The 20,876-nt window shown below is 48.3% G+C and carries 25 protein-coding genes; 20 read left to right on the top strand and 5 right to left on the bottom strand.

The window, feature by feature from the left end; translation table 11 throughout:
• The first annotated feature begins 2 nt into the window (after positions 1-2).
• From ACH2BK_RS01085 to ACH2BK_RS01065, 5 genes are all read left to right on the top strand, one after another.
• Entirely contained in the window at positions 3-647 is a 645-nt protein-coding gene (locus tag ACH2BK_RS01085; RefSeq protein ID WP_395001759.1) for a DNA polymerase III subunit delta', read from the top strand.
• The gene (folP, locus tag ACH2BK_RS01080; protein WP_395001758.1) at positions 647-1,810 is read left to right on the top strand and encodes a dihydropteroate synthase; all 1,164 of its coding nucleotides are present in this window, start codon (positions 647-649) and stop codon (positions 1,808-1,810) included. The genes ACH2BK_RS01085 and folP overlap by 1 nt, the downstream gene beginning before the upstream one ends.
• A complete protein-coding gene (locus tag ACH2BK_RS01075; protein WP_394994538.1) occupies positions 1,807-2,799 on the top strand; it encodes a hypothetical protein in 993 nt (330 codons plus the stop codon). The genes folP and ACH2BK_RS01075 overlap by 4 nt, the downstream gene beginning before the upstream one ends.
• 9 nt (positions 2,800-2,808) lie before the next feature.
• Positions 2,809-4,041, top strand: coding sequence for an exodeoxyribonuclease VII large subunit (gene xseA, locus ACH2BK_RS01070; protein WP_395001757.1), 1,233 nt, complete (start codon positions 2,809-2,811; stop codon positions 4,039-4,041).
• A 130-nt stretch (positions 4,042-4,171) separates the two neighbouring features.
• Positions 4,172-4,294, top strand: coding sequence for a hypothetical protein (locus ACH2BK_RS01065; RefSeq protein WP_395001756.1), 123 nt, complete (start codon positions 4,172-4,174; stop codon positions 4,292-4,294).
• A gap of 135 nt (positions 4,295-4,429) precedes the next feature.
• Here the strand turns inward: ACH2BK_RS01065 and ACH2BK_RS01060 are convergent, their stop codons facing one another.
• Positions 4,430-5,200 carry a tRNA 2-thiocytidine biosynthesis TtcA family protein gene (locus tag ACH2BK_RS01060; protein WP_395001755.1) on the bottom strand — a complete coding sequence of 257 codons (771 nt, stop codon included), beginning with the start codon at positions 5,198-5,200 and terminating at the stop codon, positions 4,430-4,432.
• Positions 5,201-5,348: 148 nt separating this feature from the next.
• On the opposite strand from ACH2BK_RS01060, the gene ACH2BK_RS01055 reads away from it, so the two are divergent.
• The 4 genes from ACH2BK_RS01055 (at position 5,349) to ACH2BK_RS01040 (ending at position 8,060) form a co-directional block, all read left to right on the top strand.
• The gene (locus tag ACH2BK_RS01055; RefSeq protein ID WP_395001754.1) at positions 5,349-6,179 is read left to right on the top strand and encodes a peptidyl-prolyl cis-trans isomerase; all 831 of its coding nucleotides are present in this window, start codon (positions 5,349-5,351) and stop codon (positions 6,177-6,179) included.
• 12 nt (positions 6,180-6,191) lie between these two features.
• Positions 6,192-7,115 (top strand): class II fructose-bisphosphate aldolase, encoded by a 924-nt coding sequence (locus ACH2BK_RS01050; protein ID WP_394994552.1) that lies wholly within the window; start codon positions 6,192-6,194, stop codon positions 7,113-7,115.
• An 18-nt stretch (positions 7,116-7,133) separates the two neighbouring features.
• Positions 7,134-7,697, top strand: coding sequence for an elongation factor P (gene efp, locus ACH2BK_RS01045; RefSeq protein WP_394994555.1), 564 nt, complete (start codon positions 7,134-7,136; stop codon positions 7,695-7,697).
• Between the two features lie 207 nt (positions 7,698-7,904).
• Positions 7,905-8,060, top strand: a complete 156-nt coding sequence (locus tag ACH2BK_RS01040) for a hypothetical protein (RefSeq protein ID WP_395001753.1) — start codon at positions 7,905-7,907, stop codon at positions 8,058-8,060.
• Positions 8,061-8,088: 28 nt separating this feature from the next.
• Here ACH2BK_RS01040 and ACH2BK_RS01035 read toward each other — a convergent pair whose 3' ends face one another.
• The gene (locus tag ACH2BK_RS01035; protein ID WP_395001752.1) at positions 8,089-8,223 is read right to left on the bottom strand and encodes a hypothetical protein; all 135 of its coding nucleotides are present in this window, start codon (positions 8,221-8,223) and stop codon (positions 8,089-8,091) included.
• A 50-nt stretch (positions 8,224-8,273) separates the two neighbouring features.
• Here ACH2BK_RS01035 and ACH2BK_RS01030 point away from each other — a divergent pair, with 50 nt between their 5' ends.
• The 5 genes from ACH2BK_RS01030 (at position 8,274) to ACH2BK_RS01010 (ending at position 12,442) form a co-directional block, all read left to right on the top strand.
• Positions 8,274-8,663: a hypothetical protein gene (locus tag ACH2BK_RS01030; protein WP_395001751.1), complete on the top strand. Its 390-nt coding sequence runs from the start codon at positions 8,274-8,276 to the stop codon at positions 8,661-8,663.
• Between the two features lie 179 nt (positions 8,664-8,842).
• Positions 8,843-9,520: a hypothetical protein gene (locus ACH2BK_RS01025; RefSeq protein ID WP_395001750.1), complete on the top strand. Its 678-nt coding sequence runs from the start codon at positions 8,843-8,845 to the stop codon at positions 9,518-9,520.
• A 196-nt stretch (positions 9,521-9,716) separates the two neighbouring features.
• The gene (locus ACH2BK_RS01020; protein ID WP_395001749.1) at positions 9,717-11,456 is read left to right on the top strand and encodes a 4Fe-4S dicluster domain-containing protein; all 1,740 of its coding nucleotides are present in this window, start codon (positions 9,717-9,719) and stop codon (positions 11,454-11,456) included.
• 9 nt (positions 11,457-11,465) lie between these two features.
• Positions 11,466-12,137 carry a molecular chaperone TorD family protein gene (locus tag ACH2BK_RS01015; protein WP_395001748.1) on the top strand — a complete coding sequence of 224 codons (672 nt, stop codon included), beginning with the start codon at positions 11,466-11,468 and terminating at the stop codon, positions 12,135-12,137.
• Positions 12,138-12,220: 83 nt separating this feature from the next.
• Positions 12,221-12,442 (top strand): twin-arginine translocation signal domain-containing protein, encoded by a 222-nt coding sequence (locus ACH2BK_RS01010; protein ID WP_394994571.1) that lies wholly within the window; start codon positions 12,221-12,223, stop codon positions 12,440-12,442.
• Between the two features lie 115 nt (positions 12,443-12,557).
• Here ACH2BK_RS01010 and ACH2BK_RS01005 read toward each other — a convergent pair whose 3' ends face one another.
• Positions 12,558-12,821 (bottom strand): hypothetical protein, encoded by a 264-nt coding sequence (locus ACH2BK_RS01005; protein ID WP_394959073.1) that lies wholly within the window; start codon positions 12,819-12,821, stop codon positions 12,558-12,560.
• Positions 12,822-12,874: 53 nt separating this feature from the next.
• On the opposite strand from ACH2BK_RS01005, the gene ACH2BK_RS01000 reads away from it, so the two are divergent.
• The 3 genes from ACH2BK_RS01000 to ACH2BK_RS00990 all read left to right on the top strand — a co-directional run bounded on the left by ACH2BK_RS01000 (position 12,875) and on the right by ACH2BK_RS00990 (position 17,378).
• Entirely contained in the window at positions 12,875-15,694 is a 2,820-nt protein-coding gene (locus ACH2BK_RS01000) for a molybdopterin-dependent oxidoreductase (protein WP_395001747.1), read from the top strand.
• Positions 15,695-15,704: 10 nt separating this feature from the next.
• Complete coding sequence (gene fdh3B, locus ACH2BK_RS00995; protein ID WP_394994575.1) at positions 15,705-16,343, top strand: formate dehydrogenase FDH3 subunit beta; 639 nt, start codon at positions 15,705-15,707, stop codon at positions 16,341-16,343.
• Between the two features lie 90 nt (positions 16,344-16,433).
• Positions 16,434-17,378, top strand: a complete 945-nt coding sequence (locus ACH2BK_RS00990) for a formate dehydrogenase subunit gamma (protein WP_395001872.1) — start codon at positions 16,434-16,436, stop codon at positions 17,376-17,378.
• A 373-nt stretch (positions 17,379-17,751) separates the two neighbouring features.
• Here the strand turns inward: ACH2BK_RS00990 and ACH2BK_RS00985 are convergent, their stop codons facing one another.
• A complete protein-coding gene (locus tag ACH2BK_RS00985; RefSeq protein ID WP_395001746.1) occupies positions 17,752-17,889 on the bottom strand; it encodes a hypothetical protein in 138 nt (45 codons plus the stop codon).
• A gap of 96 nt (positions 17,890-17,985) precedes the next feature.
• A complete protein-coding gene (locus ACH2BK_RS00980; protein WP_395001745.1) occupies positions 17,986-19,044 on the bottom strand; it encodes a radical SAM protein in 1,059 nt (352 codons plus the stop codon).
• 140 nt (positions 19,045-19,184) lie between these two features.
• On the opposite strand from ACH2BK_RS00980, the gene smpB reads away from it, so the two are divergent.
• The 3 genes from smpB to ACH2BK_RS00965 are packed head-to-tail and all read left to right on the top strand — an operon-like array spanning position 19,185 to position 20,523.
• Positions 19,185-19,670 carry an SsrA-binding protein SmpB gene (gene smpB, locus ACH2BK_RS00975; protein WP_395001744.1) on the top strand — a complete coding sequence of 162 codons (486 nt, stop codon included), beginning with the start codon at positions 19,185-19,187 and terminating at the stop codon, positions 19,668-19,670.
• Positions 19,670-20,116, top strand: a complete 447-nt coding sequence (gene exbB, locus ACH2BK_RS00970) for a TonB-system energizer ExbB (protein ID WP_395001743.1) — start codon at positions 19,670-19,672, stop codon at positions 20,114-20,116. The genes smpB and exbB overlap by 1 nt, the downstream gene beginning before the upstream one ends.
• Before the next feature lie 11 nt (positions 20,117-20,127).
• Complete coding sequence (locus ACH2BK_RS00965) at positions 20,128-20,523, top strand: ExbD/TolR family protein (RefSeq protein WP_394994587.1); 396 nt, start codon at positions 20,128-20,130, stop codon at positions 20,521-20,523.
• Positions 20,524-20,876: the final 353 nt, after the last annotated feature.

The raw sequence follows: 20,876 nt of genomic DNA, 5'->3' as shown, positions 1-20,876 counted from the left end.
TGGTGGGAGTTTTTGTCGGGGAGCTACACATCAGCACACAGGCCCAAGAGATTGTGCGTGAGATCACCGCACCGCTCCAAAAGGGGGATTATGTGATTTTTAATCCCACAAATGACAAAGGCAAGGAGGTGGAATTTCGCATAGATGACGCGCGCGAGGTGATAGCACAGAGTTACCTTGCTAGCGAGAGGGAGCGCTTCATCATCCTAAGCGCGCCATCATATAGTATAGAATCCCAAAACGCATTGCTTAAGATTCTCGAGGAGCCGCCCCAAAATGTGCATTTTGTGCTCATCGCGCCGAGCAAAAACGCGCTTTTGCCCACAATCCTCTCAAGGCTCCATATCCACATACACAAGATTCAAAAGACTTTCGCGCCCTTTGAGCTTGATTGCAAAAAGCTCACGCTAGCGGGGATTTATGAGTTTTTGCGTGAGTGCGATAGACAAAACCGCACCACCACAGAGATAAAAGAGCATATCCAAGCCCTGCTTTTTGCGCTGCACAAAAGTGCCATTGTGCTCACTCGTGCGGAGCTAGAGGCTTTTGATGAGGCGATTAAATTAGCAGATAGCTATGTGAGGGAGAGCTATATCTTTTTGCCTTTGCTGCTAAAGATTCACAACAAGCAAAAAGGAGGGCGATAATGCAAGTAGTGCGCGTGGGGGAGGCAGTGGCTAGTGAGGCTTTAGCGCGTGTGGGTGCTGATGAAGTGGGGCATAAGATTATGGCGCAAAAGGCGCAGATGTATTATTTTGCCCTGCATAATCTTGAGTATGTGTCAAGCGCGATTTTAAAGCAAGAGGCTTTAAGCGTGGGGGCAGAGTATGCCACGCCGCGCGAGCAGATTCTCTATCAAGGGGAAAAGGTGGGCTTGCTCATTGCCAACAAATCCCAGCTAAAGCGGCTGATTGCCAAGCTCTCTACCCAAAGCTTTGGGCTTAGATCCCTCGCTACCGCCCTTAAATCCCACGCGCGCGCGCCACAAAAAGCCCAAGGACAAGCTAGGATTATGGCGATAGTCAATGTCACGCCCGATAGCTTTTATGCGCCCTCACGCAAAAGTGCCAAGGAAGCCATAGAGCGCATTTATGAGCTACTAGAGGAGGGCGTGGCGTATATCGATGTGGGTGCGGCGAGCTCGCGCCCGGGCAGTGAGATTATAGAATCTAGCGAGGAGATAGCGCGCTTGCGTGAGGTGTGTGCGGAGATAGATTCTAAGCAATTGTATAAAAGAGCGCGATTTAGTATCGATACCTACAATACACAAACCGCGGAGTTCGCGCTAAAAAGTGGCTTTAGTATCATTAATGATGTGAGTGGCTTTAGCAATCCCCAAATGGCGCAAGTCAATGCCGCCTTTGGTGCGAGTGCGATTATTATGCACTCTAAGGGCACGCCAAAGGTTATGCAAACACTCACGCATTATGACAATCTCTTTGGCGAGATCGATGAGTTTTTTGCGCGCAAGATCGATGAAGTGCTGCAAGCTGGGGGCAGGGAGATAATCCTAGATATAGGCTTTGGGTTTGCCAAAAATGACGCACAAAACCTCGCGCTAGTCAGTCATCTCGCGCACTTTAAACACTTTGGCTATCCGCTGCTACTTGGGGCAAGTAGGAAAAACACACTCGGGCAAATCACGGGCAGGCAAGCCCAAGATCGCCTAAGCGCGACGCTCACACTGCATTTGCTAGGGGTGCAAAATGGCGCGGATATCCTGCGCGTGCATGATAGCAAGGAGCATAGCGATATGCTCAAAGTCTATGGCGCGCTTAGGACAAATACGCTCAAACAAGGGCTTTTGTGATGAAACTTAGCCGCGATATACTCACGGGCTTTTTGAAGCGGCACGGCTATGAGAGTGCTAAGCTAGAATCTATGGAGCTAAAGGAGCTTAAAGAAGCCTATAAGGAGCTAACCCAAAAGCTTGTGGGCGCGTATTTTCAGCTCACTAATGATGAAAAAAGCATTAAGAGCAACTCCAGCTTGCTAGACACCACCGAGCTCACGGAGTTTAAGCACAAGCTCAAAGAAAGTGCGGGCAATATCGTGAATCTGATAGAATGCCTCCAAGAGGGATATAGGAAGTTTGATTATAGTGAAGTCAATGATTTGCTCGCCATCGCGCTTAAAGATATGCCTATGCACAAAATGCAAAAAATCTCACATATCGCCTATAGGAGTTTTCAAGAGATTTTGTTATCTGAGATCGCAAACGCGCTCAAAGACTTGCCCAAAGAGGAGTTTAAGGTGCTCGAGGAGTTTTATGAAAGGCGGCGCGATGATACGCGGTTTTTGTATGAGACGATTGATAAGCTAAAAGATCCCGCCACGCGTCAGCAGATTCTCACGATGGCGCGCGTGAAGCTTATGATAGTGAGAGACTTCCTGCCCTCAAACCTCTATGATGTGTATCGGGATTATTACAACAACACACCCCAAAAGCTTGAGATGATTGCCAAAGTGATGGCACTCACGGGGCTGTATTCTAAGCATTATCTCAAAGAAATGCCCTTTGAAGAGCTTGAAACCCTCTATCAGGACATAGTCCGCCACAACGAGCAGGAGGAGTATGACAAAAAGATGTTTCTCAAATACTCACAAGCCATCCAAGAGAGCGTGGATAACAATGATGATGAGGGCTTTAATGATGTGTGTTCGCGCGCGGTTACGCACCTCACGTCCAAGCAGCTCTCTATGCTCGTAGAATATATGAATGGGCAAAACCCCTTTTTTTTAAGCAAGTTTGAATCTGTAATGCACGAATATAAGAAAAAGCTTAATATCAAGCATTAAGGAGCGGTAATGATAGTGAGTGTGAGCGCGCTAAATGCCCAGCTAAAAGCCCTAGTGGAGAGCACTTTTGTGCAGGTGCAAGTCCAAGGCGAGATCAGCAATCTCACGCTACACACCAGCGGGCATATGTATTTTAGCCTCAAAGACGCAGATTCTCAAGTGCGCTGCGTGATGTTCCGAGGCAATGTGAGCGCGCTAAAATTTGAGCCAAAAGAGGGTATGAGCGTGGTGGTGAGCGGTGCTGTGAGCGTGTATGCGCCGCGCGGCGAATATCAGATACAATGCAGGGGTATGATCCCAGAGGGCATAGGCGAGCTGACACTGCGCTTCCAGCAATTGCGCCAAAAGCTCCAAGATAAGGGCTACTTTCATTCCAAAAAGCCCTTGCCTGCCTATCCTAAGCGCATAGCGGTTTTGACCTCTCTAAGTGGCGCGGCACTCCAAGATATGCTAAAGGTGGCTAGGAAGCGATGGAATCTCACCAAAATCGTAGCCATAAACACCCTCGTGCAGGGCAAGGAGGCAAAAGATTCTATCGCGCGCAATATCGCGTATGCCGATGGGCTTTTTGGCACGCCGCAGGGCTTTGATGTGATCGTCATAGGGCGCGGTGGAGGGAGTATCGAGGATTTGTGGGCGTTTAATGAAGAAGTGGTAGCCGAGGCGATACACCGCGCACGCACGCCTATCGTGAGTGCTGTGGGGCACGAAGTGGATACGGTGATCTCGGATTTGGTAGCGGATTTGCGCGCGCCCACGCCCAGCGCGGCGATGGAGATGATACTGCCAGATTCACAGGAGTGGCTTATGCGGCTTGATGATATGCGCGCGGTTTGTGAGGGCGCGTTTGTCGCTATGCGCGCGCGCAAGCAGGAGATACTAGAGCACCTTTATGAGCTCATACAGGCTAGGAGCGTGCGCGCTAGAATCAAGGCGCGCAGTGAGCAGCTAGAGCTTTTGCGCCACTCCCTCCATAATGCAATGTCTCTCATCCTCCAAGACAAGGAGCTAAGGCTCTCTGTGCTGCGTGATGCGCTCACATTTGGGGCATTTGTGGATAATAAGCAAAAGCTCATACAATCCCTGCAATACGCGCTAAATGCGCTCAATCCGCAGCATACAAAAAAGGGCGTGGCACAAGTGCTAAAAGATGGCGCAGTGGTGGAGCTAGAGAGCGTGCGCAGCGGGGAAGTGGTGGAGCTAGTGGATACCACAGCGAGCAGGAGAGCGGAGATTTTGTAGGGAGTGGGAGTTGGATTGTGTGTTTGTGCGTTTTTAAAAATCTCTTTAGATTCTGTGCTTAGGTTTTTGAATCTATAAATGTATGCTCACGCAAGCGGCAGCAATTTGTCAGAGACAAATTGCGGTAAAAATGTGGAGTCTAGTTGGGTTTATAGAATCTGCGCCATTGCTAAGTCGCGTTCCTGACGCGGCGACACTAGAAAACCACAGAATCTCGCACTTAGATTCTATGTATGTTCGCGCAGCGGAGTGAGTGGCAATTCACTTGCCACGAGCGGCAACAATTTTGCTACAAGCAAAATTGCATAAAATGATGGGCTCGCGTAAGCCTGAGCGAGCGGAGATTCAATCTCCGCAAGCGGCAACAAGTTTGTGCAACAAACTTGCATTAAATAACAGGATCCAAAAACCGCTCATCAGAGAAACTATTGGCGTGCAGGTGTGTGAAGGCGTTTTTGAGGGATTTGAAAAAATCGGGATTTTTGGATTCTAATTGCGCGAGAAATTCCTTGGTATTGGCACGCGCAAAGGGGCGTTTGTCATCAGGTAGCCAATTTATGGGACAGTTGCAATCTGGCGCGATATAGATGGCATTGTGCGCGATAGAATCGATGATTTGCCGCTCACGCACAAAGAGAAGCGGTCGTATCACACTTAGTCCATTTTGTGCCTTGTAGCGCGGAGGCATCGAGCGAAGCGCGCCATTATAAGTGAGATTCATAAAAAAGCTCTCCGCAGCGTCATCGAGATGATGGGCTAGGGCGAGTTTGTTAAACCCGCCTTCTAACGCCTTGGTGTAGAGCGCGCCCCTGCGCATACGCGAGCAAAAGCTGCAATACACGCTCCCCTCGCGCTTGTGCTCCTCTAAGATCTTATAAATATCGGTGCGATAGAGCTCATAGGGGATATTTAGCTTTTCACAATACTCAAAGATATACTCATACTCCCCGCCGCGCCCATAATCCACGGTGAGTGCTTTGAACTCAAATTTGAAAGGTGCGTGCGCGCGCATATGTGCCAAAATCGTGGCAAGCAGGATAGAATCTTTGCCCCCGCTTAAGCCCAAAAGCACCTTATCGCCCTCTTGGATTAGGTTGTATTGGGCGTTGGTTTTGCCCACGATGGAGAGGATTTTTTTGCTGATAGTGGGTGTGTGCATCACAAGCCTTTATGAGAGAAAATCACGAAGCGAAAGTGTAGCATATTTGGCGGGATAGAATCTTAAGTATTTAATCAGTCTTTAAGCGTTACAATACCGCCCTAGTCTTTGATGCGAGACGAGACATTTTACCATTTGGAGTTAGATTATGAGAAAAGTTATCGTTAGTTTGGCGTTGGTTGGCGTGCTGGGTGTAGCCGCACTAGAAGCCAAAACTTATGCAACAGTCAATGGAAGCCCCATCACAGAAAAAGATCTCGAGCCACTCACACAGGCAAATCCCAATATGGACTTTGACAAGCTGCCCGAGCAAGAGCGCGAGATGATCCTCAATGAAATCATCAATCAAAAACTCGCCCTAGATGCCGCCAAAGCCCAAAAACTCGACACTACCAAAGAATACACAAGCGCACTAGAGGCGTTTAAAAAAGAATTGCTCCTAAGGGCGTGGCAGCAGCAGCAAATGCAAAATGTGCAAATGCCAAACCCAAGTGAGGAGCAGCTCAAGCAGATCTATGAGCAAAACAAAGACAACTTCATCGATCAAAGTGGCAAAGCCCGCCATATCCTCGTAGCGACTGAAGAGGAGGCTAAGGCAATCATCTCCGAGCTCAATAAAGTCAGAGGGCGCGTCGAGCCAAAGTTTATCGATTTGGCAAACCAAAAAACCATCGATCCAGCTAGCAAGCAGCAGCAAAATGGCGGGGATTTGGGGAATTTTCATCGTGCGGCGATGATGCCAGAATTTTCTAAAGCTGCCTTTGATCTCAAGCCCGGCACATACACCAAAACCCCCGTGCAAACGCAGTTTGGCTACCATATCATCTACCTTGAGAGCAAAACCGAGCCAAAAACCATAAGCTATGAGCAGGCTAAGCAGATGATCGTCCAAAATATGCAAATGCAGGCGGTGCGGCAGGCGATGGGAGAGAAGATTCAGGAATTGCGTCAAAAAGCCAAGATCCAAATCAACAAATAATAAGGAGTGCGTATGCTAGTGAGCGGAAATGAGATTTTGCTCAAAGCCCATAAAGAGGGCTATGGAGTGGGAGCGTTTAACTTTGTCAATTTTGAAATGCTCAATGCGATTTTTAACGCCGCCAATGAGGCGAGCTCGCCCATCATCGTGCAGGCGAGCGAGGGAGCTATCAAGTATATGGGGATTGATATGGCAGTGGGGCTTGTTAAGATTCTAAGCGCGCGCTATCCTCATATACCCGTCGCGCTCAATCTCGATCACGGCACGAGCTTTGAATCTTGTAAAAGGGCTATTGATGCGGGATTTACCTCTGTGATGATTGACGCCTCGCACCATTGCTTTGAAGAAAATGTAAAGATGACAAAAGAAGTGGTAGCCTACGCACACAGCAAGGGCGTGAGTGTGGAGGCGGAGCTAGGGAGGCTAATGGGGATAGAGGATAATATCTCAGTGAGCGAGCAGGACGCCGTGCTCGTCAATCCCGATGAGGCGGAGGAATTTGTCAAACAAACACAGGTGGATTATCTAGCACCCGCTATTGGCACAAGCCACGGGGCGTTTAAGTTCAAAGGCGAGCCAAAGCTAGATTTTGCGCGATTGCAAGAAGTCAAGCGCAGGACAAATATCCCGCTAGTGCTGCATGGAGCGAGTGCTATCCCAGAGTATGTGCGCGAGAGCTTCCTAAGCACGGGCGGAGATCTCAAAGGTAGTAAGGGCGTGCCCTTTGAGTTTTTGCAAGAAGCCGTGAGGGGCGGTATCAATAAGGTAAATACCGATACGGATTTGCGCATAGCCTTTATGGCGGAGGTGCGCAGGGTGGCAAATGCCGATGCGACGCAGTTTGATTTGCGCAAGTTTTTTGCTCCCGGTATGGAAGCAATGCAAAAAGTGATGGTAGAGCGTATGCAAATCCTAGGCTCTGCACAAAAAATCTAATCTCTATAAGGAGCTACAATGGCAATAGGTATGAGCGAGCTAAAAAAAGGCTTGAAGATTGAAATCGACAAAATCCCCTATCGGATTGTCGAGTATCAGCATGTCAAACCCGGCAAGGGCGCGGCGTTTGTGCGTGCTAAGATAAAGTCCTTTCTCGATGGCAAGGTGATTGAAAAGACTTTCCACGCGGGGGATAAGTGCGATGAGCCAAACCTCCAAGAGAAGAGTATGCAGTTTTTGTATCAAGATGGGGATTTGTTCCAATTTATGGACAACGAGAGCTATGAGCAGATCGCGCTCACTCAAGATCAAGTAGGGGATACTGCCAAGTGGATTATCGATGGCACGATTGTGCAGGTGCTTTTTCACAACGACAAAGCCATATCCGTCGATGCGCCCCAAGTCGTCGAGCTAAAGATTGTCGAGACTGCTCCTAACTTCAAGGGCGATACTTCAAGTGCTGGCAAAAAGCCCGCTACGCTCGAGACTGGCGCGGTGGTGCAGATCCCCTTTCATGTGCTAGAGGGGGAGAGTATCCGTGTCAATACCGAGACTGGCGAGTATGTAGAAAAAGTCAAGTAATTGAGGGCTTTCTATTTATTTAATGCAAGTTTTTTGCAGTGCAAAAAACTTGATACCGCTCGTGGGGAGTGAATCCCCACTTCGCTCCGCTTACGCGAGCATACACTGCATTTTTTAGCGAGATTCTAGAATCTTTAGTGTCAGTGCGTCAGGAACGCCGCTTGGGCTAGCGCATTTTCTATAAACCGAGCTAGAGCCTATCATTTAATGCAAGTTTGTTTCACAAACTTGATACCGCTCGTGGGGAGTGAATCCCCACTTCACTCCGCTGCGCGAACATACACTGCATTTTTTAGCGAGATTCTAGAATCTTTAGTGCCGCCGCGTCAGGCACGCGACTTAGCAATGGCACAGATTCTATAAACCCGCCTTTTAGCAAAACAAAGCTCTCTTACACACAAGCCAAATCCCCGCGCTTGCACGCATAGGGTGGCTCTCCCGCGCTTGCACGCATAAGCCAAAAATCTCTTTGTGTAGATTCGCCTCTATCACTAGTGCCTTTAGATTCTATCTTTATCGCTCTCATAGACACACTTAGCTACAATACACCTCTATCACAAAACATAAGGAGACATTATGATCACAATCAAAAATCTACGGATTGAGGACATTACACAGGGGCGTTTGGCGGGATGGTCGCGCGTAGTGGCTGATATAGATGTAGAAAATATGCCAAACCCCTACCACAATGAGGGCAACCAAATCTACTTCGCCACGCCCACGCAAGATAAAGCTATGCTCTCACGCAGCTACGATGCGTTTTTGTTAATCCCACTCTATATCGCTATGAGCTACAAGCAAGACTTGCACATTTGTGGCAAAGTATCCAAACGCTTGTATAAAAATATCACGACTTATGTCCAAAGCATTCTTTGTGATTTTTCAGACAAACTCTCCAAAGTCAAAGTATCCGTCGATGGGTTTAGCGATGTGGATTCTCATACGGGGGGGGGGGGGGAATTATAGGCACAAGCTTTTCGTGTGGGATAGATTCACTAAGCACGATTTATGATCACTACACCAAAGAAGATGATCCAGACTATAAGATAAACGCACTCTTTCTCTTTGACTGCGGGGCGTATGGACACTATCGACTTCCCGATACACACCAAAAATACCTCTATGAATACCAATCCAACAAACCAATGGCAGATGAGCTAAATCTCCCCATATACCAAGTGATCTCCAACATCCACGCTTTCCCACACAGTATGGAATGGGGCGGTCATGGGTTTAATGCTGGTGCATGGGGGATACTTGCCACAAGCTCGTGTATGCTAAGCCTTCAAGGGACGCTCAAAAGGTATTATATACCTAGCACCCTTGGTTATGAGGAAATAAAGGACTTTGGCAAATATTATAGAGATTATGATATGGCAATGTTCTGTGAATCGTATCTCGTGCCACTGCTAAGCACCGAGTCGCTTGAACTCATCGTCGATGGCTGCCAATACAAGCGCACTCACAAGACCGAGAACATCGCTAATTGGGAGTTTGCCAAAAAGCATCTCAACCTTGCATGCAAAAAAGACGGGATAAACTGCGGGCACTGCTGGAAATGTATGCGCACACTCGCCGCGCTAGAGGCGATGGGCAAGCTAGAGGAGTTTGGAGCGATCTTTGACCTAGCAGCCTATCGCAAATACGCGTTTTTAAACAAATGTCGCGTGCGCTATGAGCAGGCAAATAATCCATTTTCTAAAGACATCATAGAATGCTATGAAGCACATGGCTATGCTATGCCCTCCCTACTCTTTGCGAGGATATATCTCTTCGCACGAAGATGCGCGGGATTTGTGAAACGAAAAATACTACAAAAATAGGGGTTTTGTAAAAAAATTTGTTACTTTTTGGCTATGTTTGGCTATAGATTCTAGAAATCTTTTGGGATTTTAAGCAAACTCACACATTTTGCCCCCTATAATGCAGGCAGATGAGCCCTACAATCACATGCGCAGGCCACGCGCAGGGCTCAAAAGCAAAAAAGAAACAAACGACAAATCACTATAAGGTTTATAGATGTCTAGCCACGCACCAGAGCACACCACAGCCCACACCCCAGAGATCGCACGATCTCGCACCACGCAGTCAAATATTTCAGAATCTCACGCTACACAATCCCATGTATCAGAATCCCACGCCACGCAGTCCCACACTATACAACCCCACATCGCGCATTCTCCCGCCAATCCTTACGCGGATTTTCTTAGCGCGCAGATATTTTCTAAAGAGCAGCTAGAAATCCTAAACGAAGTCAATGAAACGCGCCTAGATTTCGCACCCCTGCAGAGCACTAAGACGATGATTATCGCGCCCAAAATCGCGGTGGTAGGAAGCGGGGAGATCGCCCAGGAGTTTTTACACGCACTCTCTGAATCTACCCAAACCCGCGGATTAGAGGATTGCGAGATTTTTGCGGTGCTGCCCGAGAGCTTTGTGGGGCTCAATGGCTCTTTGGGGCGTTTTCATATCCTCTATACCCAAGATTCTAAAACCCTTAGCCTAGAAGTCGCGCAAGTGGTATTTTTCACGCGCTTTGCTAGTGTGCAGCACTCTAAAGGCGTGCATTGGGTGAATGAATACCATAGCCCAAAAGAACTTTTAGAATCTCTGCATAGCTTTATAGGCGCATATAGCTACACAAGCCCTATTGTCTTTAGCCCTAGTCTTTGTGAGTTTTGGCATCGCCGCCCCAAGAGCCAAAAGAGCAGTGAGGGTGTAGGCGATAGTGGGTATTGCCACAAGTGCAGTGATGTGTGCCAGAGTTTTGGGGTTTTTAGAGAGGACAAAAAGGGCGAGATCATGCTCAGCAGTCCTGATTGTATAGCGTGCGGTGACTGCGTGAGTGTATGCCCCACGGGCGCGCTGCAGCGAGAGAGCGAGAGTTTAGAATCCCTCACCTACCAAGCCCAAATGTATAAGGGCTCTATCCCGATCCTGCACGCCCAAGCACACGCGCCAGAAGTGATCGCCGCGCTCCGCTCTAGTCCCAACCCCCTTGCCCTGCCCTTTGTGCTAGGGCAGCCCCATATCCTCAATGCCACCTCGCTACTTAGTATAGTCCAAGAAAGCGGAGCGATGGCTATCGTGTATGCCAAGCCCTCGGAGTTTGTGCAGGAGGGCGTGGATTCGCTCAATGCCCTGTGTGAGGCGATATTTGGCACCAAATGCGTGTTGCTCGCGCACGATGAGGCGGGATTGCGAGCGTGCTTGCAGGAGGCGCGCGTGCTGGATTGTGTGCATTACACCTACACGCCTCGCGCTGATGAGGGGGCAAAGGAGATATTTTCACAACGCGCGTATGCGTGGGTGAGAGGCGGGGCGTTTGGGCGCGTGAGTATGCAGCATAGCGGCAATGTGCTCATAGATTCACAAAAATGCACATTATGCCTAAGCTGTGTGGATGCGTGCAATACCAAGGCACTCATTAATGAGGGCTCTAGCTTTAGCCTGCTCTTTAAGCAATCGCTTTGCACGGGTTGTGGGTATTGCGCGGATACTTGTGCCGAGCAAGTCATACGCATAGAATCTAATGTGCTTGATGCGCAATCTGAGAGCTTTGCCTATGAGCAAAAAGCCTATGATGAGCCCTTTAAATGCGTGGAATGTGGCAAGGTTTTTGCTACGACAAAATCGATTAAAAAGATAAAAGATATTTTACTTCCCACTATGGCGGGCGATATTATCAAGCAAAGGGGCTTAGAATGCTGCGGGGATTGCAAAATCAAGCTCATCTTTGGTCCCAAAGATCATACATAAAGGAAAAATATGCAAGCAGCAAATGCACTCTACCAAGCGCGCGCTTTGTATTATGATTTTTTTGCAGGATTTTTCCTCTATGAGCTCGTGGGTGCGCGCAAAGATTTGTTTTTGGAGCAGATTGACATCTTAGCCACTTCGCCTATTAATGAGTCCGATGGCGAGTATTTTGCTATGCTTAGAGCCTATATCGCTAAGAGCGATTCTAAAGAGATTTTGCGAGAATACACACAGACTTTTAACCTCCCCTTTAGCGCACAGAATCTGCCCACACAGGAGAGAAGCAAACAAGGGGGCAAAAAGTCCAAAAAGCCTAAAATCCCAAATCCCCAAATCTTTCTCTACCTCTCGCATTATCTCGAGGGCTGCCTCAATGGCGAGAGTTTGCTCAGAGTGCGCACGCTTGTCAAAAAGACGCATTTTCGCCTCAACGCACAGGAATTTAAAGAGAGCGAGGAGCATTTTGGCTTTTTACTTTTGCTTATGCGCCATTTGCTCCAAGATTTAGACAAGCTAGCAGAGAATGAGCAGCTCATTAGAGAGCTTTTCACCCAAGCCATCGCACCTATGGGGCTGGCTATCGCCGAGGCGTTGGCTAAGAGAGAGGATTTGGTGTGTTACCACCTCGTGGGCTTGCTGCTTGGGAGCTTTTTAGCCCTTGAGGGGCATATCAACTCATAGAATCTATGGCGGTATTTCCACGCAAGTCTTTAGCCCTAAAGATTGGCGTGGGAGTATCCCAAATTTTTCACAAGGAGGCAAATATGTCTAGTGCGCAAGAGAGCAATGTGCATAGCTCCCGCCGCTCGTTTGTCAAAACCGCAGCGCTCGGGGGCGCAGTCGTGGCAGTAGGCTCTGTCGCCTTAGGCGGGTGCTCTGGAGAGCACAAACAAAAGGAAGTCATAAAGGGCAAGAGCAAGAAGCAAGAGGTGTTGTATCGGAGTGATACGAAGTATTGGCAGGAATATTTTTCCGTCGCCAAATAGTGAAATTCGGCTTGCACGCAATCTTTAAATGAGTGCGGCGGCTCGGCTCGGTCACTTACGCCTAGTAAGCTCCTTTCGCCTCGCCTTGCACAACATTTAAATCTTACGCACAATCCTAGAATTTCTGGCAAGCCTTGATAAGATTCTCTAAAGTAGCAGATTCTGAATCTATGGCTTTAGATTCTAAAAATGTGGGTTTGGAATCTAGAATCTGAGCTTTTATGAGATTCCGAATCCGCTTGAGATTCCACGCTTGGCTTGCCCCTTGGCATTCTAGGATTTGAGATGAGAAATCGGGGTTGTGCAGTCGCGAACGAGGAGATAAGACTGGAGCGTCTATCGACGAAGTGAGCGACAAACTCCACGATTTATCGCTCAAAGCCGAATGCCCTGTATGAGAGAATCTGAATTAACTTAAAAAAAGGAGAAGTAATGAGTGAAGCAAATCCAAAACGCAACGCCCGTCGCTCATTCCTCAAGCTCTCTGCCCTCGCGTCAGTAGCGGGCGTGGGCAGTGCTTTTGGCAATGATAGCGAGCGCGTATTGCGTCCAGCAAGTGAGGCGGAGCTAAAGGAGCAATATCCTGATGCAAAACGCGTAAAAACGATATGCACACACTGCTCTGTGGGCTGTGGCATCATCGCAGAAGTCAAAGACGGCGTGTGGGTGCGCCAAGAAGTGGCACAAGATCACCCAATCTCTCAAGGTGGGCACTGCTGCAAAGGCGCAGATCTCATCGACAGAGCAAGGAGCGAGACGCGACTTCGCTATCCTATCCAAAAGGTAAATGGAGAGTGGCAGCGCACCACTTGGGATGCTGCGATGGATAGCATATCTAAGCAATTGCTCCAAATCCGCGAGGAGAGCGGGCCTGATGCGGTGATGTTTTTGGGTAGTGCGAAGTGCTCCAATGAGCAAAGCTACTATATTAGGAAGTTTGCAGCGTTTTTTGGGACAAACAACATAGATCATTGCGCGAGAGTTTGACATTCCCCTACAGTTGCCGGTGTGGCAAATACATTTGGATATGGCGGGATGACAAATCACTTAGGCGATATGATGTTTTCAAAGTTTATCCTCATCATCGGGGCAAATCCTGCGGTAAATCACCCCGTATCGATGGTGCATATCCTGCGCGCCAAGGAGCGAGGGGCTAAAATCGTAGTAGTCGATCCGCACTTTAGCAAAACTGCGGCAAAATCTGATGAATACCTCAGAATCCGCAGCGGGACGGATATAGCCTTTATCTATGGTATGTTGCACCATATCATCGAGAAAAAGCTCTATGATGAGCAATTCCTCAAAGATCGCGTGTATGGCTATGAGGAAGTGATGAAAGAGGCAAAAAAATTCACGCCCGAAGAAGCGAGCGATGTAACGGGTATCCCTGCTGATACAATCCGACGCATTGCCGAGGAGATGGCAGCTGCCAAACCCGCCACTGCGATATGGAATCAAGGGCTTACCCAGCACACAGTCGGGACTTCCAACACGCGAATCGTGCCCATATTGCAAATGTTTTTGGGCAATATTGGCAAAAATGGTGGCGGCGTGAATATCCTTAGGGGGCACGATAATGTGCAGGGTGCCTCGGATATGAATAACCTCGCAGATTCTCTGCCCGGATATTATGGCTTGGGCGAGCCTGCTTGGCGGCATTTTTGTAAGCATTGGGGTGTGGAATACGACTGGATGCTCTCGCGCTTTAAAAATAAAGAGATGATGGGCGCGACGGGCTTTGCGCATTCTACTTGGAAATTTGGCGTGCTTGATGAGGAAAACGCCGCAAACAACGGCGGCACAAAGCTGCGAGCACTCGTAGTCATCGGCTCTGGTATGACTACCGTTTCCTTGCTTGATTTGCAGCGCAAGGCGATGGATATGCTAGATTTGGTGGTGTTTATCGATCCTTATGTCAATGATTTGGCGATTTATAGCGATCGCAAGGACAATCTCTATGTCCTCCCTGCAGCTTCACAAATGGAGACAGCGGGCACGGTGGCAGCGACAAATCGCAGCTATCAATGGCGCAGCAAGGTAATGGAGCCACTCTATGAATGCCGCGAAGATCAAGATATTTTGTTTGACTTTGCCAAGCGAATGGGCTTTTTGGAGGAGTTCCAACGTAGCCTCTATGCTATCGCCAAAAAAGAAGGGCGCGATGAGTTTATCTGGCCTGATGATGCTAATACCGAGCTTACGCAAAGTATCCGCAGCATAGGCTTACAAGGTATGAGTCCTAAACGCCTCAAAGCACACCAAGAAAATTGGCATATGTTTGATAAGGTGACGCTTGAGGGCAAGGGACCATTTAAGGGCGAGTATTATGGATTGCCTTGGCCCTGCTGGAGTGATAAGCACCCCGGAACTCCGGTAATGTATAACGATAGCATTCCTGTTATGCGCGGCGGTATGGGCTTTAGGGTAAATTGGGGCGTAACCTCGCCCGATGGCGTGAGTATGCTCTCGCCCCATAGCCTGCCAGATTCTAAAATCGCAGGGCACGCGCCTGTGAGTGCAGAAAACGCAGAATCTCTAGGTATCAAGCTCACAGACACGGAGAAGGAAGCGGTAGCGGGCAGCACCTTTGCCCTTGGTATAGGCAATAATATCCTTGTCGAAAAGGCTCTAGAAGCGGGACTCTGCCCCTATGGCAATGGTAAGGCACGCGCAAAAGTGTGGAATTGGTACGATCAGATTCCATTGCACAGAGAGCCGCTGCATTCTGTGCGCGGGGATTTGGTGGATAAATACCCAAGTTTCCCCGATAAACAGAATCTCTTTAGGGCAAATATCAAATACCGCACGCGCCAAAAAGAGCGCGATTGGGTTAAGGAATTCCCCATTAATATGCTTAGCGGGCGACTTGTGGCGCATATGGGGACGGGCGCGGAGACTAGAAGTGCTAAATACCTCGCAGAAGTCCAAAGCGAGATGTTTGTAGAGATCCACCCTGATAAAGCCCTTGAGATGGATATCAAAGATGGCGATATGGTGTGGATCTATGGCACGATGGATACGCGAATCTTAGTGAAAGCTAAGCTATCTTATCGCGTGGATTACAATAGCATTTGGCTGCCGCAAAACTTCTCGGGTATGGATCAGGGCAAAAACCTCCTACACAAATACCCAGAGGGCACGCAACCCTATGCTATCGGTGAATCTGCCAATATGATTTCAAGCTATGGGTTTGACTACAACTCGGCTTGTCCCGAGACAAAATGCGGGCTTTGCCGCATAGAAAAAGCATAAGGGGGAGCGTATGAGCGAAAATATACTAAGTGTCGGCTTGAATGACGCAGGGCACGCGCGTGTGAAGTTTTATTGCGACGATAGCAGATGTATCGACTGCCACGGGTGTGATGTAGCGTGCAAAGAGGCTCATCATCTCCCCGTGGGGATCAATCGCCGCAGAGTGGTCACGCTCAATGAAGGCATAGAAGGCGCGGAAAAATCCATCTCTATCGCCTGTATGCATTGCGCTGACGCACCTTGCGCGAAAGTCTGCCCCGTGGATTGCTTTTATATCCGTGCTGATGGGATCGTGCTACACGACAAAAAAACCTGCATAGGCTGTGGATACTGCCTCTATGCCTGCCCATTTGGCGCGCCGCAATTCCCCAAATCCGATGTGTTTGGTTCAAGAGGCTCGATGGATAAATGCACATTTTGCGCTGGCGGTCCCGAGGAAACACATAGTGAAGAGGAGATGAAGCTCTATGGACAAAACAGAATTGCTGAAGGCAAAGTGCCTGCGTGCGCGGCGATGTGCTCGACGAAGGCATTGCTTGCTGGTGGCAGCGATGATGTGAGTGCCATCATCAGGGAGAGGACACTACACAAAGGCGAGGGCGCACCAAAGATCCCCTATACTTGGAAAAAAGCCTATGGCGACTCATAAGGAGGCGCGATGAAAGCAATACTACGATTAGGGTTTGTCTTAGCCCTAGGCTGTGGAGCACTCCTCGCTGCCCCAAATGATAGCTACGATATGGAGCAAAAGGGCGAGGTGGATATGTCTTATAACAAACATATCTATGGCACGCCACAGATTGAGGCTATCAAGAATTGGGGGCTTGGCACACAGAGTGCGGGCGTGATAGAGGGAAGCGTCATAGAGGGCAAGGGCGGCAGTATCGAGCCCCTCACTATGGGAGAGCCCATCGGGGGGATTCGCGGCTGGAGTGGCTTGGGCGAGCTTTTTACGATGCTGCAAGAAAAATACTTTGCCATTATTTTCTTATGTGTGCTGTTGTTTGTGCCATTGGCGTTTTTTGGGCATTACAAAATTATCGGTGCGCGCAAATACAACCACCACAACAAGCTGCAAGTCTTTAGCAAATACAATATCATCGTGCATTGGTTTGCTGCCCTGCCCTTTGTGCTCATTTGTATCACGGGGCTTATGATGATTTTTGGCGACAAGCTCGGCGGCGGTGCGCTCATTAGGTTTGCGCGGGATTTGCACGGGCTTAGCACGATTGTGTTTGTGGTGTTTGGGTTTTTGATGTTTTTGATGTGGGTTAAGGACTGCTTGCCACGCAGCTATGATATCAAGTGGTTTATGATAATGGGCGGCTACCTTGATAAGCAAAATCGCATTATCCCCGCGCACAAATTCAATGCTGGGCAAAAGATGTGGTTTTGGCTCGCGACCCTTGGCGGCGGCGTGATGGCATTTACCGGCGCGCTGATGTTTTTCCAATGCACCGATATCAACACCCTGCGCCTCGTGGCTATCGTGCATAATGTCCTAGGCTTTGGCGTCATAGCCCTACTCATCACGCATATTTATATGGCTGCCTTTGCTATCGAAGGCGCGATGGAGGCTATCATCAATGGGCGTATGGGCGAGGAAGAGCTCTCAATGCTCCATAGCGTGTATTATGAGGAGCTAAAGGCAAAGGGCAAGCTAGATTCTATGCGCGTGGGATAGGGAGTCTATCCCTATTATTTCATGCAAGTTTGCTAGGGCAGACTTGCTATTGCTTGCGGGGAAGTAAATCTCCACTCGCTCCACCTGCGCGAGCATACATTACCTCTTTTTAGAATCTAGATTCAGAATTTTAAAATTTGTCCTCATAGATTCAAAAACATTGATGGATTTAGAATCTAAAAACTTCGTTTTCTAAAGAAACTTCGTTTTGTTATGAGTGATAAGAATCTTACAGAATCCACACCGGAGCTAAGAGGGCAAGCCAAGCACAGAATCTAAAAAATATAGAATCTATCGTAGGATTAGAATCTAGTTTCAATCTTTTAGATTCTGAATTTGAATCTAAAAAATAAAACTAGATTCTATGTTCTCCCTAGATTTTTATGAGACTAGATTTCATAAACACCTTAGATTCTAAGCTTTGTTTCTTTTGAATCTTAGTTGGATTTTTTGGGGTGAGTTTTGAATGCTTTGGAGTAGTGGCTGCTCCAAGCCCGTCAAATCTGTGCAATGGCTACCCACTTTGGCCAACTTAAGCGCAGGGTAAGAAAAAAGAGTCATCTCTATGCGTCAAAAGCCAAATGCCCACAACACAGAATCTAACACGCTACAATCCACACTCCGTGCTAAGCAAATCCAAGCTCATCGCGCTCGTATCAGCGGTGCAAGTCGCGCAAGGTCCGCATTTTGGCGTGTGGGGCGTGAGGCTCTGGCGCATAGCAATGTATTTGGGCGAGCTAAAGAGCGTAAATAAATCCATCTCGCGCATATCGCCCATAATGAAGTCCTTGTGCGCCTCCACATCGCTACGCAGGTGGCAGCAAGGCATCGCGAGGCAATTATAATCCACATAAATACTTCGTAGCGGGAAGTGGCAGCCATAATCGCGCACTTTGCTCTCGCGCTTGCTAATGCTATCTATCACGCCACCGCGATCGATCCCGCTTATCTCTGGATTCCAACAACGATAGAGCAGATACTCCACGCCCGGATATTTGAAAGTGATACCATACTCTTTTGGCGTATCAATACTCACTTCATACTCTAGCCCCAGCTTATCAGCCATTTTTTGCATTGCGGGTTTTAGTACCCTAGCCTTATCAAAGCTCTCGTTTTTTTTGAGATAATAGCTCATTAGCATATAGCTCATACCCGCCTCCCTTAGCTCATCGAGATACTCGCGCGTGAGGTAGTCGCCATTGCTAAATATCCCTAGCTTTGCCTTAGGCAGCTTGCTTCTAGCCTGTCTTAGACGCTTTAGGATGAGCTCCTTATCAGCTAGCGTCTCATTAAACCTATGAAAATTTAGCACGCCCTCGTATTCTATCTCGGCGAGATTGTCGATACAGCGCAAAAACACAGATTCTGGGAGCTCGATTTTTTGCTTCCTATCGATGAGGGAGTTTGGGCAAAACCAACAGGTGCGGTTGCAAAACGCCGAGATTTCTAGCTCGATGACGCGTAGATTGTCCTTGAGCAGCTTCTTAGCACTCTCTCTGTCGTGCGTGGGGGTGGTGAGCGCAGCGTAGCGGCTAAGCACATTTGGGAGATTTTCTCTGCACCACCGCTCGTGCTCTAGTCTATCTCTGTGGCGATATTCCGAGATGGATTGTCGCCAATGCAGCGGCAGGGCTTTGCGATAAATTTGCTTGATAAATGCAGTCATAATCTTCCTTAAAATGGATTTGTCGGGAACACAATTCTATTTTTTTTTTTTTTGTAAAACGCTTAAAGCGCGCGCGGCGATATTTTAAAAAAGGCAAATTTTGGATACAATCGCCGCGGAATTTTCACAAAAGGCAAAGTGTGCAGAGGCAAGATAGCGGTGCTTACAAGCTTATCAACAAGCACAAAAAGGCGTATTTTGATTATGAGATTTTGGAGAGTTTGGAAGCGGGGATTGTGCTTTTGGGCAGTGAAGTCAAGGCAGCGAGGGCAATGAGAGTTAATCTCAAAGATAGCTTTGTGCGCCTCATCAAAGGCGAGGCGTTTTTGTTTAACGCACATTTTAGCGCGCTCTCCCACACAAACGCGCATTTTCGCCCCGATGAGAGGCGCGTGCGCAAGCTCCTGCTCCATAGGCGACAGATTGATAAATGGTTTGGCAAGCTCACCACACAGGGCTTAGCCATCGTGCCCCTTAGGATATACTTTAATCACAAAAACATCATCAAACTTGAAATCGCCCTCGTGCGCGGCAAAAAGCTCTACGACAAGCGAGAATCGCTCAAGCAAAAGGAGCTCAAAAAAGAGGCGCAAAGTAGTATGAAAAATGTGTTGAAAGGATTGTAATGCAGGCAGTGGTGGATTATGGCGTGTTGGGGGTTTTGCTGCTTTTGAGTATCATCGCTCTTGGCGTGGCGATAGAGCGGTATTTGTTTTTTAGGAATATCAATGTGGGTGAGTTTGGGGATAAGCGGGTACTAGAGCTCGCGCTGCACAAACGCCTCACACTCATCGCTACGATTGGCTCAAACGCGCCATACATCGGGCTTTTGGGGACGGTGTTTGGGATTATGGTAACCTTTGTGGAGATCGGGAATAGCTCGCTTGTGGATACGCACGCGATTATGTCGGGGCTCTCGCTCGCGCTCAAAGCCACGGCAGCGGGGCTATTTGTCGCGATACCATCAATCGTGTGTTACAACTTTTTGCTCCGCAAAGCCGAGGTGATCCTCACGCAATGGGATATCGCGCACAATCCCACAATGCACCCTAGGGGCAACTACGACATCTAGCAGGAGGTGGTATGAAAAAAATCGATTCGCTAAACCTCATTCCCTTTATTGACATTATGCTCGTGCTGCTTGTCATCGTGCTCACAAGTGCGAGCTTCGTGCAGCAAAGCAGGATCGAGGTGGAGATCCCTAGGCTTGAGCAGGGCGCAGAATCTAGCGCGCACACAGAATCTAGGGAAGAGATGATAGTCATCGATAAGCAAGGGCAGTATTTTGTGCAAAACAAAAGGCTAGATTCTCACGAGCTAAGGGCGTGGCTAGAGCGCACGCCTAAGCAAACCCAAATCATCATCAAGGGCGATAGGGAGAGCGGACTGGAGCATTTTTTGGAGCTAAGCACGCTTTTGCAGGTGCTGGGGTTTGAGAATGTGTATGTGATTACGCATAAGCTTACTCCGAGTGAGTGAGATTCTAAAATTCGGCTTGCACGCAATCTTTAAATGAGTGCGGCGGCTCGGCTTAGTCACTACCGCTTAAGGTAGCTCCTTTCGCCTCGCCTTGCACAACATTTAAATCTTACGCACAATCCTAGAATTTTGACTAAGATTCTAAAATAGCCTTAGATTCTGAATTTGCTAGTAATCTCATCAAGGCTTTGCCCCAATAAAATGTGTAGCACGCAAGTGCATACCGCCTCTCGCCCTTGTCGTGGTGTTAAAAATGCGTTAAGAAAATGCAGTAGTGCATTTTTAGCATTTTTAACTAGACAAGGAAGCAGCGAGGCTCTCCCCTTGATTGCCGAAAAGACCCAACGGGTTGC

Origin of the sequence: uncultured Helicobacter sp., from assembly GCF_949282165.1 — a bacterium.
Taxonomy (GTDB): Bacteria; Campylobacterota; Campylobacteria; order Campylobacterales; family Helicobacteraceae; genus Helicobacter_F.
The sequence above is the reverse complement of the archived record's forward strand: the minus strand, read 5'-3'. Positions and strand labels throughout refer to the sequence as shown.

What these genes read in the sequence shown, in the direction of transcription:
- ACH2BK_RS00965 (WP_394994587.1), top strand. Translation starts at nt 20,128, where the DNA reads ATGAAAAAAATCGATTCGCTAAACCTCATTCCCTTTATTGACATTATG.
- efp (WP_394994555.1), top strand. Translation starts at nt 7,134, where the DNA reads ATGGCAATAGGTATGAGCGAGCTAAAAAAAGGCTTGAAGATTGAAATC.
- ACH2BK_RS01030 (WP_395001751.1), top strand. Translation starts at nt 8,274, where the DNA reads ATGATCACAATCAAAAATCTACGGATTGAGGACATTACACAGGGGCGT.
- ACH2BK_RS01060 (WP_395001755.1), bottom strand. Translation starts at nt 5,200, where the DNA reads ATGCACACACCCACTATCAGCAAAAAAATCCTCTCCATCGTGGGCAAA.
- ACH2BK_RS01020 (WP_395001749.1), top strand. Translation starts at nt 9,717, where the DNA reads ATGTCTAGCCACGCACCAGAGCACACCACAGCCCACACCCCAGAGATC.
- exbB (WP_395001743.1), top strand. Translation starts at nt 19,670, where the DNA reads ATGCAGGCAGTGGTGGATTATGGCGTGTTGGGGGTTTTGCTGCTTTTG.
- ACH2BK_RS01035 (WP_395001752.1), bottom strand. Translation starts at nt 8,223, where the DNA reads ATGAGAGCGATAAAGATAGAATCTAAAGGCACTAGTGATAGAGGCGAA.
- fdh3B (WP_394994575.1), top strand. Translation starts at nt 15,705, where the DNA reads ATGAGCGAAAATATACTAAGTGTCGGCTTGAATGACGCAGGGCACGCG.
- ACH2BK_RS01055 (WP_395001754.1), top strand. Translation starts at nt 5,349, where the DNA reads ATGAGAAAAGTTATCGTTAGTTTGGCGTTGGTTGGCGTGCTGGGTGTA.
- ACH2BK_RS01025 (WP_395001750.1), top strand. Translation starts at nt 8,843, where the DNA reads ATGGCAGATGAGCTAAATCTCCCCATATACCAAGTGATCTCCAACATC.
- xseA (WP_395001757.1), top strand. Translation starts at nt 2,809, where the DNA reads ATGATAGTGAGTGTGAGCGCGCTAAATGCCCAGCTAAAAGCCCTAGTG.
- folP (WP_395001758.1), top strand. Translation starts at nt 647, where the DNA reads ATGCAAGTAGTGCGCGTGGGGGAGGCAGTGGCTAGTGAGGCTTTAGCG.
- ACH2BK_RS00990 (WP_395001872.1), top strand. Translation starts at nt 16,434, where the DNA reads ATGGAGCAAAAGGGCGAGGTGGATATGTCTTATAACAAACATATCTAT.
- ACH2BK_RS01015 (WP_395001748.1), top strand. Translation starts at nt 11,466, where the DNA reads ATGCAAGCAGCAAATGCACTCTACCAAGCGCGCGCTTTGTATTATGAT.
- ACH2BK_RS00980 (WP_395001745.1), bottom strand. Translation starts at nt 19,044, where the DNA reads ATGACTGCATTTATCAAGCAAATTTATCGCAAAGCCCTGCCGCTGCAT.
- ACH2BK_RS01040 (WP_395001753.1), top strand. Translation starts at nt 7,905, where the DNA reads ATGCAAGTTTGTTTCACAAACTTGATACCGCTCGTGGGGAGTGAATCC.
- ACH2BK_RS01050 (WP_394994552.1), top strand. Translation starts at nt 6,192, where the DNA reads ATGCTAGTGAGCGGAAATGAGATTTTGCTCAAAGCCCATAAAGAGGGC.
- ACH2BK_RS01065 (WP_395001756.1), top strand. Translation starts at nt 4,172, where the DNA reads ATGTGGAGTCTAGTTGGGTTTATAGAATCTGCGCCATTGCTAAGTCGC.
- ACH2BK_RS01010 (WP_394994571.1), top strand. Translation starts at nt 12,221, where the DNA reads ATGTCTAGTGCGCAAGAGAGCAATGTGCATAGCTCCCGCCGCTCGTTT.